General features: G+C 39.9%; 17 protein-coding genes. 4 read left to right on the top strand and 13 right to left on the bottom strand.

Going from position 1 to position 14311, the window contains the following annotated elements; translation table 11 throughout:
* Window positions 1–89: 89 nt before the first annotated feature.
* The 3 genes from infA to aat form a co-directional block, all read right to left on the bottom strand.
* Window positions 90–308 (bottom strand): translation initiation factor IF-1, encoded by a 219-nt coding sequence (infA, locus tag ACRWP9_RS13135; protein WP_011496276.1) that lies wholly within the window; start codon window positions 306–308, stop codon window positions 90–92.
* A 77-nt stretch (window positions 309–385) separates the two neighbouring features.
* Window positions 386–1105, bottom strand: coding sequence for an arginyltransferase (locus ACRWP9_RS13130; protein WP_434926385.1), 720 nt, complete (start codon window positions 1103–1105; stop codon window positions 386–388).
* Window positions 1095–1802: a leucyl/phenylalanyl-tRNA--protein transferase gene (gene aat / locus ACRWP9_RS13125; protein ID WP_434926384.1), complete on the bottom strand. Its 708-nt coding sequence runs from the start codon at window positions 1800–1802 to the stop codon at window positions 1095–1097. Before aat ends, ACRWP9_RS13130 begins: the two co-directional genes overlap by 11 nt.
* A gap of 54 nt (window positions 1803–1856) precedes the next feature.
* On the opposite strand from aat, the gene ACRWP9_RS13120 reads away from it, so the two are divergent.
* Window positions 1857–2345, top strand: coding sequence for a glycine zipper 2TM domain-containing protein (locus ACRWP9_RS13120; RefSeq protein ID WP_434926383.1), 489 nt, complete (start codon window positions 1857–1859; stop codon window positions 2343–2345).
* A gap of 87 nt (window positions 2346–2432) precedes the next feature.
* Here ACRWP9_RS13120 and ACRWP9_RS13115 read toward each other — a convergent pair whose 3' ends face one another.
* Together ACRWP9_RS13115 and ACRWP9_RS13110 are read right to left on the bottom strand one after the other, a co-directional pair.
* Window positions 2433–2810, bottom strand: a complete 378-nt coding sequence (locus tag ACRWP9_RS13115; protein ID WP_434926382.1) for a hypothetical protein — start codon at window positions 2808–2810, stop codon at window positions 2433–2435.
* 121 nt (window positions 2811–2931) lie between these two features.
* Window positions 2932–3114: a hypothetical protein gene (locus ACRWP9_RS13110; protein ID WP_434926381.1), complete on the bottom strand. Its 183-nt coding sequence runs from the start codon at window positions 3112–3114 to the stop codon at window positions 2932–2934.
* Window positions 3115–3288: 174 nt separating this feature from the next.
* Here ACRWP9_RS13110 and ACRWP9_RS13105 point away from each other — a divergent pair, with 174 nt between their 5' ends.
* Window positions 3289–4041, top strand: coding sequence for a Nif3-like dinuclear metal center hexameric protein (locus ACRWP9_RS13105; protein ID WP_319002919.1), 753 nt, complete (start codon window positions 3289–3291; stop codon window positions 4039–4041).
* A gap of 125 nt (window positions 4042–4166) precedes the next feature.
* On the opposite strand, the gene ACRWP9_RS13100 is transcribed toward ACRWP9_RS13105, so the two are convergent.
* The 6 genes from ACRWP9_RS13100 to ACRWP9_RS13075 all read right to left on the bottom strand — a co-directional run bounded on the left by ACRWP9_RS13100 (window position 4167) and on the right by ACRWP9_RS13075 (window position 10153).
* Entirely contained in the window at window positions 4167–4487 is a 321-nt protein-coding gene (locus ACRWP9_RS13100) for a YdbL family protein (RefSeq protein ID WP_434926380.1), read from the bottom strand.
* Between the two features lie 12 nt (window positions 4488–4499).
* Window positions 4500–4658, bottom strand: coding sequence for a YnbE family lipoprotein (locus ACRWP9_RS13095; protein WP_226415897.1), 159 nt, complete (start codon window positions 4656–4658; stop codon window positions 4500–4502).
* A gap of 43 nt (window positions 4659–4701) precedes the next feature.
* Window positions 4702–7857, bottom strand: a complete 3156-nt coding sequence (locus tag ACRWP9_RS13090; protein ID WP_434926379.1) for a YdbH domain-containing protein — start codon at window positions 7855–7857, stop codon at window positions 4702–4704.
* A gap of 93 nt (window positions 7858–7950) precedes the next feature.
* Entirely contained in the window at window positions 7951–8796 is an 846-nt protein-coding gene (locus ACRWP9_RS13085) for a D-hexose-6-phosphate mutarotase (RefSeq protein WP_434926378.1), read from the bottom strand.
* A 95-nt stretch (window positions 8797–8891) separates the two neighbouring features.
* Window positions 8892–9494, bottom strand: coding sequence for a DUF938 domain-containing protein (locus tag ACRWP9_RS13080; protein ID WP_434926377.1), 603 nt, complete (start codon window positions 9492–9494; stop codon window positions 8892–8894).
* The gene (locus tag ACRWP9_RS13075; RefSeq protein ID WP_434926376.1) at window positions 9491–10153 is read right to left on the bottom strand and encodes a response regulator transcription factor; all 663 of its coding nucleotides are present in this window, start codon (window positions 10151–10153) and stop codon (window positions 9491–9493) included. The genes ACRWP9_RS13080 and ACRWP9_RS13075 overlap by 4 nt, the downstream gene beginning before the upstream one ends.
* 386 nt (window positions 10154–10539) lie before the next feature.
* Here ACRWP9_RS13075 and katG point away from each other — a divergent pair, with 386 nt between their 5' ends.
* A complete protein-coding gene (katG, locus tag ACRWP9_RS13070; protein WP_434926375.1) occupies window positions 10540–12696 on the top strand; it encodes a catalase/peroxidase HPI in 2157 nt (718 codons plus the stop codon).
* A gap of 230 nt (window positions 12697–12926) precedes the next feature.
* A complete protein-coding gene (locus tag ACRWP9_RS13065) occupies window positions 12927–13280 on the top strand; it encodes a YkgJ family cysteine cluster protein (RefSeq protein ID WP_235084494.1) in 354 nt (117 codons plus the stop codon).
* 103 nt (window positions 13281–13383) lie between these two features.
* Here ACRWP9_RS13065 and ACRWP9_RS13060 read toward each other — a convergent pair whose 3' ends face one another.
* On the bottom strand, window positions 13384–13782 hold the full coding sequence (locus ACRWP9_RS13060; protein WP_434926374.1) for an acyl-CoA thioesterase: 399 nt from the start codon (window positions 13780–13782) through the stop codon (window positions 13384–13386).
* A gap of 260 nt (window positions 13783–14042) precedes the next feature.
* The gene (locus ACRWP9_RS13055; RefSeq protein ID WP_434926373.1) at window positions 14043–14300 is read right to left on the bottom strand and encodes a DUF2897 family protein; all 258 of its coding nucleotides are present in this window, start codon (window positions 14298–14300) and stop codon (window positions 14043–14045) included.
* Between the last annotated feature and the right edge of the window lie 11 nt (window positions 14301–14311).

Raw genomic sequence — 14311 nt, 5'->3', positions numbered from 1 at the left:
CCAATCAGCTTTATGCCTACATTATCGTAACAGTGACTATAAAAAAACCGACACAAGAGTCGGTTTTTTTCATACGAAAACTATAATCATTAACGTGCGCGGAAGACGATACGTCCTTTAGATAAATCATAAGGAGTCAACTGAACAGTGACTTTATCACCCGTTAAAATACGGATGTAGTTTTTGCGCATTTTGCCAGAAATGTGGGCTATCACCACATGTCCATTTTCAAGCTCTACGCGGAACATTGTGTTGGGCAAGGTCTCAAGGATAGTCCCTTGCATTTCAATGTTGTCTTCTTTCGCCATTAATAAATTATCCCATTAGCCTTCAAATATGAAAATCGGGCGTATCATGCCGCAAAAACGCCTTGCTGTAAAGGCCGTTAACAAGATAACGGCTTAACTTGCTCTTCATTTTGCCAACCGTCAGCAGTTAATATTTGGTAAGGGCGATATTGGCGCTTATAAGACATTTTACGATTTTCATCGATTTGATAACCCAAATAGATGAAGTGTTTACCTAGGGATTTTGCCAGCTGGCACTGGATTAAAATCATCAAAGAACCTAATGAATTTTTTTCATAGTCTGGATCAAAGTAACTGTAAATTGCCGATAAGCTGTGGGCAAGATTATCTGTGACAGCAACGCCAATCAATTTATCTTGATCGTAGAGTTCTATAAAGGTTGATGGTAGCCAATCACACAATAAAAAATCATCAAATTGAGCCTGTGAAGGTGGGTACATCGGCCCGTCGTGATGACGTGCACTTATGTAGCGGTCATATAATGCATAATGAGCAGGAGTGCTGCTTTCAACCACTTTCCAATGCAAGTGTTGATTTTTTTTTAAGGTGCGTTTTTGACGTTTTGACAACATAAATGTTTGCACGGGCACACGGATAGACTGGCATGCCTGGCAAGCAGGACAACGCGGTTTATAAATCGCATTCCCATTACGTCTAAAGCCCATCGCGAGTAATTGTTCAAACAATTGCCCATCAAGATGAGACTCTTGAATAACCAGTAGTTGCTCTTGATTACCAACGATATAGCTGCAATCAAAAGGTTTACTAATTCCTACTGTGACAGATTTAGAATTCAAATTTTACCTCTTGCTTGAGCCATATATTAGGTGAAACATCTAGTTCTCTATTTTGTCTTAAAGTCGTCAAAAATGAGGTTCTATTAACTGTCTCTGCGCCTAAATTAATCAAGTGTGGGTTAACTAATTGAGCGTCAATAAGCGCAAAATCATGCTTTGCCAAATGTTGATTTAACATGGTAAATGCTGCTTTTGAGGCATTGGTTTGCCGATGAAACATCGATTCACCGCAAAACACCTTACCTATTGGAATACCATATAGGCCACCAATTAGCCGATCCTCATCCCATACTTCAAACGAATGGGCGAACCCTTGTAAGTGTAACTCGTAATAAGCCATTTGAATTTCTGGGGTGATCCAGGTGCCATTTTGATCGGCTCGAGGCTGCGCGCATCCTGCCATCACATCCAAAAAAGCATGATTGATGGTGTATCGCCAAGGTACTTTCTTTAGATACTTTTTTAAACTTTTACTGCCAAAATTCATTTTGGGAGTAAATACTGCTCTTGGATTAGGTGACCACCATAATATTGGGTCATTTACGTTAAACCAGGGGAAAATACCATGATAATACGCCTCCAATAATCTTGCTGGAGATAAATCACCCCCTACAGCTAATAAACCATTAGGTTCAGCTAAAGCTTGTTCTGGTGGGGGAAAATTAATTAACTCATTTAAATAAGACAGTGATTTCACAATTGATTATAGTTAGCATATAGACCTTACTTATTAAGTTAACGGAAAAAGCGTATGTTGAACATCTCAGCGAGTAAATTATCTGGTTTTTTACTGTTAATATTTCTGTTCGGCAGCGTAAATTCGCCAGTATTGGCAGCTTACGACAGAAACCAAGCAGTACCCGTAGAAAAAGTACTCTATGGTTATATTGAATCGGTTAAAAATATTACCGAGAAACAACTGGTCGTCGATAAAAAACAAGGGTGGCGAACTTTTGGTGGTGCGCTTATTGGCGGGGTTATTGGGCATCAATTTGGTGGTGGATCCGGACAAGATGTTGCCACAGTACTTGGGGCACTATTAGGTGGTGGAATTGCAAACCAATATGGTAGTCAAGAATATTATCTTGAGTACAAATTAGTTGAAATGATGATTAAACAAGAAGACGGTACTCAAGTGATGATCATTCAAGACTTAGACCCTGGAATGGTGTTTAAAGCCGGAGATGAAGTCAGAGTGGTTTACTTACAGGGTTATGTTCGAGTTGATGTAGCGATGTAACTTTAGCAATGTAATCTATTTAAACATATCACGTTTAGAAATAACAAAGGCGCATAAAGCGCCTTTATTGTTGGAATTTAAATCAATTTAAAAACCACGCGGTAAGGTATTTTTACCTTTGGCATTTTCAAGTTTTGCACGCCATAGCTCTTTTGGGCTTAAGCCTGAACCTTCACTCGCTTGAGCTGATTTAACTGTCGTAGAAGAGGTTTTTTTAGCGGAAACTGGTTTTGCTTTTGTCACGGTGGCTTTTTTAGCTGCGGATTTTGTTGCCGCCTTCGTGACGATTTGTGAACCACTATCCATTGCTGTTAGCATTGATTCTAGCTCACTAAAACGAACTGATTTTCCGCCATCAATTTTATACCAACTTCCAGATTGTTCGATGTTAACTGCAGTACCTGACTGTTTTTCTAATGCAGCCTGCAATGAACTAATAACGTCTTCCTTTGATAATGTTGTCATAATTTAACCTATTTTTAGCTAACTTACTTTTTTGGTTTCAGCTAATTTTATAGGTTAAATGACACAAAAGTCCAATTTAGGGTATTTTTTATGTTAAACAGTATTTGTTATTGTTGGTACTTTAGGTGTTGTTTTGTCTGTTTGAACCACGACTTTTAACAATGATAAGTCCCCAAAACAACACCTCGAATAATATTCCTAAACCTATAAAAGCGGCAATGCCAGATGAAAATCCCATTACATAACAGCCTAACGTAGCCAAAATGCAGAGCATCAATATCCAAAATCGTGATAAATGTTTCATATACCGTCCCTGACACCATTGAAAAATATTAATTCATCTTAGTCTTAAGCATTAAGGTACTCAAATGAATCATTTTTCATGCTTTTTACAGGGTGTCACTTGATTAGCAGATACTGTAAAATAATATGATTAACCCAGCATCAATAATGGATTACTACCATGAGTCATAGCGAAATAGATCGTCATTCTTTGTCAACTTACTTAAATGAGTTTTTGAATGTCGCAAAATTTAAAGATTATGCGCCAAACGGATTACAAGTGCAGGGCAAAAACGCTATTCGCACAATTGTGACTGGGGTGACAGCCTGCCAACCGTTAATAGAACAAGCCATTGCTTTGAATGCCGATGCTATTTTGGTTCACCATGGCTTTTTTTGGAAAAATGAGCCTGAAGTATTAACTGGAATGAAATACAAACGCATTAAAGCACTCATGGATAATAACATTAACTTATTTGGCTATCATCTTCCGCTAGATGCTCATCATGGTGTCGGTAATAATGTGCAACTTGCACAGCAACTAGGTATTTTAAATCCAACTGTTTATGAAGATGTTCCGCAAGATTTATTATGGCATGGTCATTTAATGCAAACCATGAGTGCCAGCGAGTTCAATGCGCACATAAGTCAGGTGTTGAAAAGACCAGCGCTACATATTGGCGATAGCAGTAAACCTATTAATACCCTTGCCTGGTGTACTGGTGGGGCGCAAGACTATATTGATTATGCCGTTAAGATGGGTGTAGATGCATTTATTAGTGGTGAGGTGTCAGAGCGAACTTACCACAGTGCAATGGAGCAAAATATTCATTATTTTGCAGCAGGCCACCACGCAACTGAGCGTTATGGTATTCAGGCTTTAGGTCAGCATTTAGCGGATAAGTTTGGCTTAACTCATCATTTTGTCGATGTGGTTAATCCGGTTTGATTTAGGATGTTTCAAGCAAAAGCCCAGAAGTTTCTGGGCTTTTTTATTGAACAATTTGATCCGTTAATTTGATTCGGTAGTTAAATTAAAATTATCTCAGTGGTTAAAACAAAGTATTTGTGTCTTTACTTGGTTTGCCATATGCCTTTTTTATCCTGATAGATATGGCCTGTATTAGCCGCTTCAATGGCTTTTTCTGCGGCGAGTTTTGCTACGCTGGCAGTACTGAGGCCATTCTTTTGAGCTATACGTTGATAATGTTGTAAACGCTTAGCATTAATATCAGTGACTAATGCCTCAACCTCGGCAGAGCTTGTTATTACCGCCAGGTAACCGTTAATTTGTTCACCCACAAGTGCATTATTTTTAGCATCCTGTAACGTCATCGCCGATGCATTGAAACTGAGCAGTAAGCTAACTAATAGGGCGGGTAAGGTATATTTCATATTAAATTCCTATTAAAATAGCTGCTCGTTTTCTAATAAATTATCGAGTTCTTTATCCACTTTTATTCTAATATCATGCTCAATTTTAACGTTTAAATTGATCACAATAGGCTTATCTGATGGCTCAATTCTAACCGTGGGCGTACAGGCTGAAACTAAGCTGATTAACATCAAAGTTGAAGCAAACAGGGCGGCAAGTTTCACAGTGTCTTCCTTATTTAACGGACTTCTCTATATTCGATTGTAGCTGATTACCAATTTGGGTGCTGCGGTACAATTGAATCAAATTTTCTTCATGGGTGTAGTTAAGATGAATTGGCCGAGCAATATCCAGGCTTTTACCTTTAATGGCAACATTAATTTGTGCATCGCCATTAGAGTGCATTGCAACTTTACCCGATAACTGACGATAGTTTAAATGTTCTAAAGCACCGAAGACTAAGTTCAGATAAGGCTGTGATTGTTTTAATTGTTCAATGGCTTCATTATTATCCACTTTAATTAGGCCGCCAGGCTGTCGTGCGGCTATATGTCCACCTGTTATAGTCAGTTCACCGTTAATAAATTCGGCGGGTAAAACGCCATCAAAGATGCCATCAGCATACACACCCACTTGCGGTTGCTGCTCAAGCAACTGTTTAAGGCTTAAGCCTTGTAACAGTAAATAGCCATGGGATTTATCATGCAGTTTGAATACAAACTCTGGCACAAGAAACTGGCCCCCCAAAGCATCACCTCTTAGGGTCATTTTGATATCTGTTTCACTCAGTCCTGTCAGCTTTTGTAACCAATTATTCAGTGGCTTAGTCGGATCCATGTTGAGTTCAATATTAGCTTGTAAATTCAGATTGCTAAACAGTAACCCTGCACGGCCTTTTGCGATATTGATGTTGGTTTCAGGGCATGTTAGCTGACTTGTTGATATCGAATCTTCAATGTGTTGTTGCCAATTAAATTGGCATTGAGTATTGATCCAAGAGTCTGAAATATAATAGTCGATATAATCAAGGTTTAAATCGGTCAGCTGAGGTTGAATTAACATTTCAAAATATTGGATTCCATCCTGCTCTCTCATTGAATAGCTGCTCGCTACCTTAACCCGACCTGCGATGTTTAAACCTGGTGCAATAGGCTGATTTTTACCTATGGTAGGTAATGCTTGGCTAATATCGGTTTCTAGCAGCCATTGTCCTGCTAGCGATTGAGATTTAGGCTGAAAGAAGTGTTGGCTGGTGGCATTGATATTATCAAATTGCCATTGTTCTTGGCTTTGAATTAAGCCTTTATCTACAGATGTTTGCTGTTTTAAACTGACATGACCTAAATTAAGTAACGCCTGTTTTCGCTGTTTTGGGAGTGTCTGGTTGAGTTTGATATGATCTAATTGACTACTAATTTGATATTGACTGCTTTGCGCAAGGAATTGATCGATAAGGCTGTTAGTTGTGTTTACTTGCAAAGTAAAATGAGTTGATGGCAGCCAATCAAATTGAGCACTCTTAGCAGAAAATGATTGCTTTTTACCTATGGAATCGATTGCTACAGCGTTAACTTTTTGCAGTTCAAGTTGTAATGGGGCTAACGTTAGCTGAGTATAACCTGTTGTCGATTCAAATTTACTTTGTTGGTGAAATTGAATACTCATTTCTGTACTAGTAAAGCTTTGTGAGCTCGTTTGGGCGATGGTCGATTCTAATGCTGAGTTATTTTTATTCACATATAACTGAGACATTAAAATTTGGCTTGACGGCATAATAATGAGCTTATCAGTAAAGTCTTTATTTAGCGTATGTTGTTCACTGTTATTATGCCTATTTAATAAACGTTCAAATTCTGCTTCAAAGGTTACGCGTGCTTTAGACAAGGTGAATTCATTAAAGGGTAATGTTAGTGCTAAGGGGGACTCGGTTAATGGCGCAAATAGCTTTACAATATCAACTGCTTGAGTGATGTCTAATTCAACAGAAGGGGCGATATGGATTTCGCCTAAATCATTGACCTGAACATCAGTTAGGCGAAAGGTGTTGTCGATAATACCGCCTGAGACACTGGCAATAATTTCAGGTGTGAAAAAACTGACTGGCACTACAGTGCTAGTATTATTATTTGAATGTTCATTTGTTTCTAATGCCGCTAAAGGTAACCACAATAAACTTGGTTTAGGCACTGATACCAATAAACCAATCTGGCTAGTGGCGTCGCGTGAGTCAACTTTTAGTCCGTCAATAAACGCATTAAGCTGAGACGCGATATTATCCGCAAACAACTGTTTAAGAAGTTGACTAAGCTGAAGTTGATTAAAACTGATTTGTTGTTCAAAGGGCGCTATATCGATTTTGGCTGCAAAAATATTTTGCGCACCTTGGTTTATACCTGCAGGAACAGGTTGTTGTTTAACATCCACTTCTATTTTAAAGTCATCAGGTACATTAAATGCTAAGTGCTCAAATTTTTGTGACTCAACTTTGAGTGCGATGAAATGATTAACCGAATAAATTTCATTATTGGTTAAGTTAATTTGGGTATCGGCATGCCAATTACCATCAATATCAATTTGATATTGCTTAAGAGGGGCTAAAACAGTGGCTAATTGTTGTTGGATTCCAACAATCATGCCGTATGTTTCCTGCTCACTTCTCTTAGCTTTAAGCGAAGTAATTGCGGCCGTGAGATAGTCTGATAATGCATTTAATCCCAGCTGACTTTGTTTGAGATTCAATTTGGTGGACAAGTGCAATTGTGTTGGCATTATTTGCGCATTAACGTTAAATAATTCATTGTCATCGAATCGCCACAGGGTAGATAAAGCGCCTTGTGGGTTAAGAGTAAATGTATCCATTTTTAAACTGTGGCGAAAATGAGTCACAACACCATTAGCCATGGTTAATTCAGGTCCGGCAGCGGGCAAAGCGGGTAAGCGAATTATCGTTTCACCTAAATCAATGTCGGGGATGTGGTTAAATACTAATTGCCATGCTGCACTGGACTCGGTTTGTTGCTGAGTTTGACGGTTAAAAAAGCTAGCGCCTAAATCAACATAAACGCTTTTACTACTCAACTTAACAATGTCACTGGGATCGAGTTGTTGTTTTTTTGCTATGGCAAGGGTATCTGTTAGGGTGAGTTCAAAACCTTGTATGGAAATGTAACTGTCTTCTATTTGTAAGATAAGCCGAGGAATGCGCAGTTGATTTATCGATACTAACTGTGTGTCTAAGTTCAGTACTTGAATATCATAGGGTGATAACAGTTTGTTGAGCACCTTGATACTGATAGGGTGAATATTTTGGCTGACATACCAAGTTGCACCGATAATCATCAGCAGTAAAAGTAGTAATATTCGCTTAACGGTGAATATGCCTTTAATCATTAACACTTCAAGAAGTTAAATAAAAAGCCAGCGTATCAAACTCTGGCTTAAAAGTAATGTTATCTATTGTTGAATTAATGCAGAATTAACCGTTTAAACCCAGCGAATATGAGTTGTTAGGGTATGGGTTTCGCCGGGAGATAAGGTCACCTTGTCATCTAATACATTGGCGGCTTCTAAACATACCATAGTGAGGTAGTCATCTGCTTTAAAACGAGAAAGGCGAGTCGACTTTTCTATCCACGGATTCCACAATACTGCCGATTGGCTGTTCTCTCGGCTAACTTCGATAATCCCAGTTGGCGTGTGTAAGTGCTGAACTGGCGATAAATCCGTGTACACTCGATCTGTTTCTTTATCAAAGTTCACTTTATCATTGGGTTGTTGATAAGGACCTTCACCAAATTCAATATACTTGGAACCGTCAAAACCTGTGGCTGACAGTTGATGAATATCATTAATAGGTAAATAGGTATGGAGTGCTTGGGTTAAACTGACAGGATAGTTAGCATTATTTTTATTAACGATACTGACGGATAAAGTATCACTTAGGGTAAATAGCACTTTAACTTCGGTATCATGTGGCCAATATTGGCGGTCTTGTTCTGTGAGCTTTAGGCTAAATATCAAATCCACTATTTCATCGTGCATATTGATAGAGTCAAGACTCCAAAGCCGAGTACGGGCAAAACCGTGTTGAGGAAATCCGCCATTGCCACTCATACCAAACCATGGCCAACAAACGGGTATACCGCCGCGGATCCCATTACCTACTTGATAATCGTCTGCTGCTGATACCCATAATAATGGTGCTTTGCCAGTCGGGGCGAACTGGTCAATTTGTGCCCCTTGAAGAAAGATCCGTGCTTGGCATAAATCGGTACTGACCTCGACATAATCAAGACCATTTTGATGTTTTTTGGTGGTCACTGAACCCATAATACATTTCCTTGTGTTCAACTTCGTGGTGTTTTAAGGCTGTGTAGTAAGTTAACGTTTTTTATTCAAAAAAGTAAGTTATTCAACTGTGGAAATTATCGCTTGATAAAATGCAATAAACGGTTGTTGGCAGGCATACTAAAGTCGTCAATTAACATTAATTGCTGTGCTTTGGCTAATTCGAGTATCCATTCAATATCTCGTATTCCACTTGAGGGATCATTTTGTTTAAGCCACTGTTCAAAATTGGCATTACTGTCGCTGGTGAAATGTCCGTTATAGTTAAATGGCCCGTATATAAATACTTGGCTATTTACTTTAGTTACTTGCCCGACACCGACAAAAAAAGCTTCAACTAGCTTGCTACTCATAATGTGCAAGGTATTGGCAGTATAAATAGCATCAAATATTTGCTTAGGCCACTGCTGACTAACATCTAAGGCAATTGCTGCGGGTAACTTAATGATATTAGCGTGCGCAATACGGGCATTGATATGATTTAAGTTAACGACTTGGTCGCTGGCTTGCCAACAAATATGTGGTAATTGACGGGCAAAAAATACCGCATGTTGACCTGTGCCAGTTCCCACTTCCAATAAATGAAGTGGGTTAATTAACCGTGGCGCAATAATATCTAAAATGGGTTGTTTGTTGTTTTCACACGCTTGAGAAAAGGGTAAAAGCGCTAACTCAATCAAGATAAATTAACCTTATCCATAAGCAGTTGCTGCAACGCTATAACCGCTTGCGTGCGATTACGAACCCCGAGTTTACGAAAAATAGCCGTAGCATGGGCCTTAATGGTCGCTTCTGACACACCAAAGTCATAGGCAATCTGCTTATTTAATAATCCTTCGGCAAACATTTGTAATACTTTGTACTGCTGCGGGGTTAAATCAGATAAACGGCTGGCCATTTGGTCTGTCGGATCATCACTTACTGGTAAAATTTGGGTGCCAGCGGGCAACCAAATATCGCCATATAAAACGGCATTTAGGGCTTCTGCCAAGGTTTCCATTGATGACGATTTCGGGATAAAACCACTGCTACCATAATGTATGGCACGGCTGATGGTATTGATGTCTTCATGTGCGGAAATGACCACAACAGGAATATTAGGGTAATGACTGCGCAAATGGATAAGCGTCGAATATCCATGTGATCCCGGCATTTGTAAATCTAACAAAATAAGGTCAACAGGGACTTCGGCGGAGTCCATCAATTTTTGTAATGCTTCTGCGCTGTCAGCTTCAAACCATTGAGTGTTATTAAAAGCTAAGCTTAAAGCTTGTCGCAAGGCATTACGAAATAAGGGGTGGTCGTCGGCAATAATGATACTTAAATTTTCTAGCTTCATGGCTTTTATATTCGTTGTTGCGCTTGAAGATTAAATCAATGTAACAGAAAAGTTATCTGGTATTCCATTGCTTTGTGTCTAAATGAACCGACAATAGTGCAAAATTACAACAAAAGTAGACTTTGGTCTAATTAAATTGGCTATCTTAATCGGTTGAATGGTCTATACATGGTGGTTGAGCGGTGAAATATTGAAATTCATAACGCATTAACTAAGCTTAATACTTGATAAAGGTTGGTTTTTTTTGATCCTAACCCCATGTTTTTTAGTATATAGCTGCTAAGTTAGTGCGTCAGTTTAAGTAAGTGATTTAAAAAGTAGAGTTTCAATGTTACTGACGCAGCACAATTAAATGCCTTTTTTAAGTAACTAATAGGAGACACACAATGTCAGCAGGTAAATGCCCAGTTATGCACGGCGGCGCGACACAGAGTGATATGTCACATATGGAGTGGTGGCCTAAAGCGCTAAATCTAGACATTCTTCATCAACACGACAACAAAACCAATCCGATGGGACTTGATTTCAATTATCAAGACGAAGTTAAAAAGCTCGATGTTGAGTCTCTTAAAAAAGATCTTCACTTACTCATGACTGACAGCCAATCATGGTGGCCAGCGGATTGGGGCCATTACGGTGGACTAATGATCCGTATGACTTGGCACGCTGCAGGAACATACCGAATTGCCGATGGTCGAGGCGGAGCCAGTACGGGAAATCAACGTTTTGCCCCAATAAATTCATGGCCAGACAACGGTAACTTGGATAAAGCACGCCGTCTACTTTGGCCGATCAAGAAAAAATACGGTAATAAGCTAAGTTGGGCCGATTTAATTGCCTATGCAGGCACCATAGCTTATGAATCTATGGGATTGAAAACATTTGGTTTTGCCTTTGGTCGTCAAGACGTTTGGCATCCAGAGAAAGATATCTACTGGGGCGCTGAAAAAGAGTGGTTAGCACCTTCTGATAACGCGAATAGCCGATACTCAGGAGACCGTGAGTTAGCCAATCCGTTAGCCGCTGTGATGATGGGGCTTATTTATGTTAACCCTGAGGGCGTAGACGGCAACCCTGATCCACTTAAAACAGCTAAAGATGTACGTGAAACCTTTGCCCGCATGGCAATGAATGATGAAGAAACGGTAGCACTAACTGCTGGCGGTCATACTGTAGGTAAAGCCCATGGTAATGGCGATGCCTCATTATTAGGCGCTGAGCCTGAAGGTGCAGAGATTGAAGACCAAGGCTTTGGCTGGTTAAATAAAACCAAACGCGGCATAGGCCGTGATACTGTCACCAGCGGTATAGAAGGCGCATGGACAACTCATCCAACCCAATGGGACAACGGCTATTTTGACATGCTACTCAATTATGATTGGCAGCTTAAGAAAAGCCCCGCAGGCGCCTGGCAGTGGGAACCTGTAGACATAAAAGACGAGCACAAACCTGCTGACGTTGAAGATGCATCGATTAAATGTAATCCAATTATGACCGATGCCGATATGGCCATGAAAATGGATCCTGAGTATCGTAAAATCACCGAACGATTTGCCAAAGACCCTGCATATTTCTCTGATGTGTTTGCTAGAGCTTGGTTTAAATTAACCCACCGTGATTTAGGACCTAAAGCTCGCTACATTGGCCCTGATGTGCCAGAAGAGACCTTAATTTGGCAAGATCCTGTTCCAGCAGGTAAAACTGACTACGATATTCAGGCGATTAAAGACAAGATTGCCGCCAGTAATTTAACAATCAGCGAAATGGTCGCCACAGCATGGGACAGTGCGCGAACCTTTAGGTCATCTGATCTTCGTGGTGGTGCTAATGGCGCTCGTATTTGTTTGGCGCCACAGAATCAATGGCTGGGTAATGAGCCTGCACGCTTATCTAAAGTGATAGCGGTATTGCAGCCAATAGCAAAACAAAGCGGTGCAAGCATGGCTGATGTTATTGTTCTGGCTGGTAATGTCGGTATTGAAAAGGCGGCTAAGCTTGTAGGTAGTGATGTATCAGTACCATTCACGCCAGGTCGGGGTGATGCTACAGCTGAAATGACCGATACTGAGTCATTTGATGTGCTAGAGCCCATTCATGATGCTTATCGTAACTGGCTTAAAAACGATTACGCCGTGAGCGCGGAAGAGTTAATGCTAGACCGTACTCAATTGATGGGGCTAAACGCCCACGAAATGACAGTATTAGTTGGCGGCATGCGGGTACTTGGTACTAACCACGATAATACCAAACACGGAGTATTTACTGAGCAAGAGGGCGCGTTAACTAACGACTTCTTCATCAATTTGACCGATATGAATTATTCCTGGAAACCGGCAGGCAAAAATCTGTATCAAATATGTGAGCGAGATAGCGGCAAAGTCAAATGGACTGCAACACGGGTTGATCTGGTATTCGGCTCTAACTCGATTCTTCGGGGGTATGCAGAAGTGTATGCTCAAGATGACAACAAACAAAAGTTTGTTGACGACTTTATCGCCGCGTGGACTAAAGTAATGAATGCAGACCGTTTTGATATAGCGTAAACATAAATAGCTGCTTAGATTGCAAATCTAAAGGCAATATTTGAATGTAAACCATTGTATTGCGCATTAAGGTGCGCGGTACAGTGGTTTTTTTATATACTGTTTACGGTCTATTAATCATATAACCTCACACTTGCTCATCAGCTTGATGCTCTCCAGAACCAAGATCAACTTCTAATGTGGTATGTATGCCACTATAATAACGATAAATTATAGAATATTAGGCCGTTATGAATAATAACCGAGAGATAGTTGACCATTTACGCGATCGTATTCCGACGTTTGAATGTAAACCAGGTTGCCACGACTGCTGCGGGCCTGTCACCACCTCCTCAGAAGAAATGTCACGTTTACCAGTGAAAACAGATGCTGAGCATGACGCGGCATTAAATGAGTTTAACTGCGTACATTTAGGGCCAAATGGTTGTACGGTTTACGATGAAAGACCATTAATATGCCGGTTATTTGGTACTACACCTAATATGCCATGCCCAAATAGCTGCCGCCCCCAAGAGATGATTGATATTAAAGTTGAGAATCAAATTCATCATTTCATCAAAAATACCCGCCAGGTATTAGTGTAAATGTGATGTGGTTGGAAAATAGCTGACGTTAACTTGACCGACATCCTTGTGGTCATTGATACAGTTGATGTTTCTATTATTGGAGTGCTATGTGCTATGTGCGTTAGCTTAATGGCCAAACCTTGGTAGGATTGCGTTGTTCATCCACAGCAACAAAAGTAAATACACCTCTAATCGCATGTTCGCGATGGTCGTCATACATATTTTCGACGAAAATATTCACTTCAACTTTAAGCGAGGTATTACCCACATGAATAACCCTAGCGACTAATTCGGCTAAACTGCCTGCTGGAATGGCTTTTTTAAAATCAATTCTGTCGGAGCTAACAGTAACTAAAGACTTTCTGCAAAAACGGGTCGCAGCAATGAAAGCGGTTTCGTCCATCCATGCTAATGCATCTCCACCAAATAAAGTGTTGTGATGATTGGTGTTAGACGGAAAAATAGCTTTAATGACGCGAGCTTCAGACTGGTCAATGCGGGCGTGCATTTCGTCTGACATTAGGTTTGCTTTAGGTGAATTTGTCGTCGTTGTTGTACATGATTTATGGGTTGTGTTTGAGCTGGTATCAGTGGCGGTAAGGGGCATATTACTCCTAAGGATTATGCGAAACTAAGGTTGAATACTGAATTTTTAGAGGGTATTAACCTAATTTAAAAACAATTACTCAAAATCATTTAAGGCTTCATTTCATTAAAATGAGAAGCCTTAAATGTAAGTAACAACATTGGTTTTAAAGATTTAACAACAGCCAGTGAGCATTAATCTGCTTTTGTTGATGGGTTATCTTTTTTGCTTGTATCAGTACTATTTATACCAGCATTAGCGCCTGTATTGTCATTCTGATGTTCATCGGCATTTTTATCTGCGCTTTCACCTGGAGCAATGCTTTTATCTTTGTGATCACCTAAATGTGGCATTTTAAATTTAGCGCTGTACTTTAATACGGCTAAATTACTGGCAATAACACCCACCACTAAACCAATGATAATCCACACTTCAAAACCTGATAAATCCATACTGATGCTCC

Origin of the sequence: Shewanella sp. HL-SH2, assembly GCF_051164935.1 — a bacterium.
GTDB lineage: Bacteria > Pseudomonadota > Gammaproteobacteria > Enterobacterales > Shewanellaceae > Shewanella > Shewanella glacialimarina.
Note: the sequence above shows the minus strand (reverse complement) of the source record. Positions and strands in the feature narration are given on the sequence as shown.

Coding starts and splice junctions, on each gene's coding strand:
- infA (WP_011496276.1), bottom strand. CDS start 308: ATGGCGAAAGAAGACAACATTGAAATGCAAGGGACTATCCTTGAGACC.
- ACRWP9_RS13120 (WP_434926383.1), top strand. CDS start 1,857: ATGTTGAACATCTCAGCGAGTAAATTATCTGGTTTTTTACTGTTAATA.
- ACRWP9_RS13115 (WP_434926382.1), bottom strand. CDS start 2,810: ATGACAACATTATCAAAGGAAGACGTTATTAGTTCATTGCAGGCTGCA.
- ACRWP9_RS13110 (WP_434926381.1), bottom strand. CDS start 3,114: ATGAAACATTTATCACGATTTTGGATATTGATGCTCTGCATTTTGGCT.
- ACRWP9_RS13100 (WP_434926380.1), bottom strand. CDS start 4,487: ATGAAATATACCTTACCCGCCCTATTAGTTAGCTTACTGCTCAGTTTC.
- ACRWP9_RS13095 (WP_226415897.1), bottom strand. CDS start 4,658: ATGTTAATCAGCTTAGTTTCAGCCTGTACGCCCACGGTTAGAATTGAG.
- ACRWP9_RS13090 (WP_434926379.1), bottom strand. CDS start 7,857: ATGATTAAAGGCATATTCACCGTTAAGCGAATATTACTACTTTTACTG.
- ACRWP9_RS13085 (WP_434926378.1), bottom strand. CDS start 8,796: ATGGGTTCAGTGACCACCAAAAAACATCAAAATGGTCTTGATTATGTC.
- ACRWP9_RS13075 (WP_434926376.1), bottom strand. CDS start 10,153: ATGAAGCTAGAAAATTTAAGTATCATTATTGCCGACGACCACCCCTTA.
- katG (WP_434926375.1), top strand. CDS start 10,540: ATGTCAGCAGGTAAATGCCCAGTTATGCACGGCGGCGCGACACAGAGT.
- ACRWP9_RS13065 (WP_235084494.1), top strand. CDS start 12,927: ATGAATAATAACCGAGAGATAGTTGACCATTTACGCGATCGTATTCCG.
- ACRWP9_RS13060 (WP_434926374.1), bottom strand. CDS start 13,782: ATGTCAGACGAAATGCACGCCCGCATTGACCAGTCTGAAGCTCGCGTC.
- ACRWP9_RS13055 (WP_434926373.1), bottom strand. CDS start 14,300: ATGGATTTATCAGGTTTTGAAGTGTGGATTATCATTGGTTTAGTGGTG.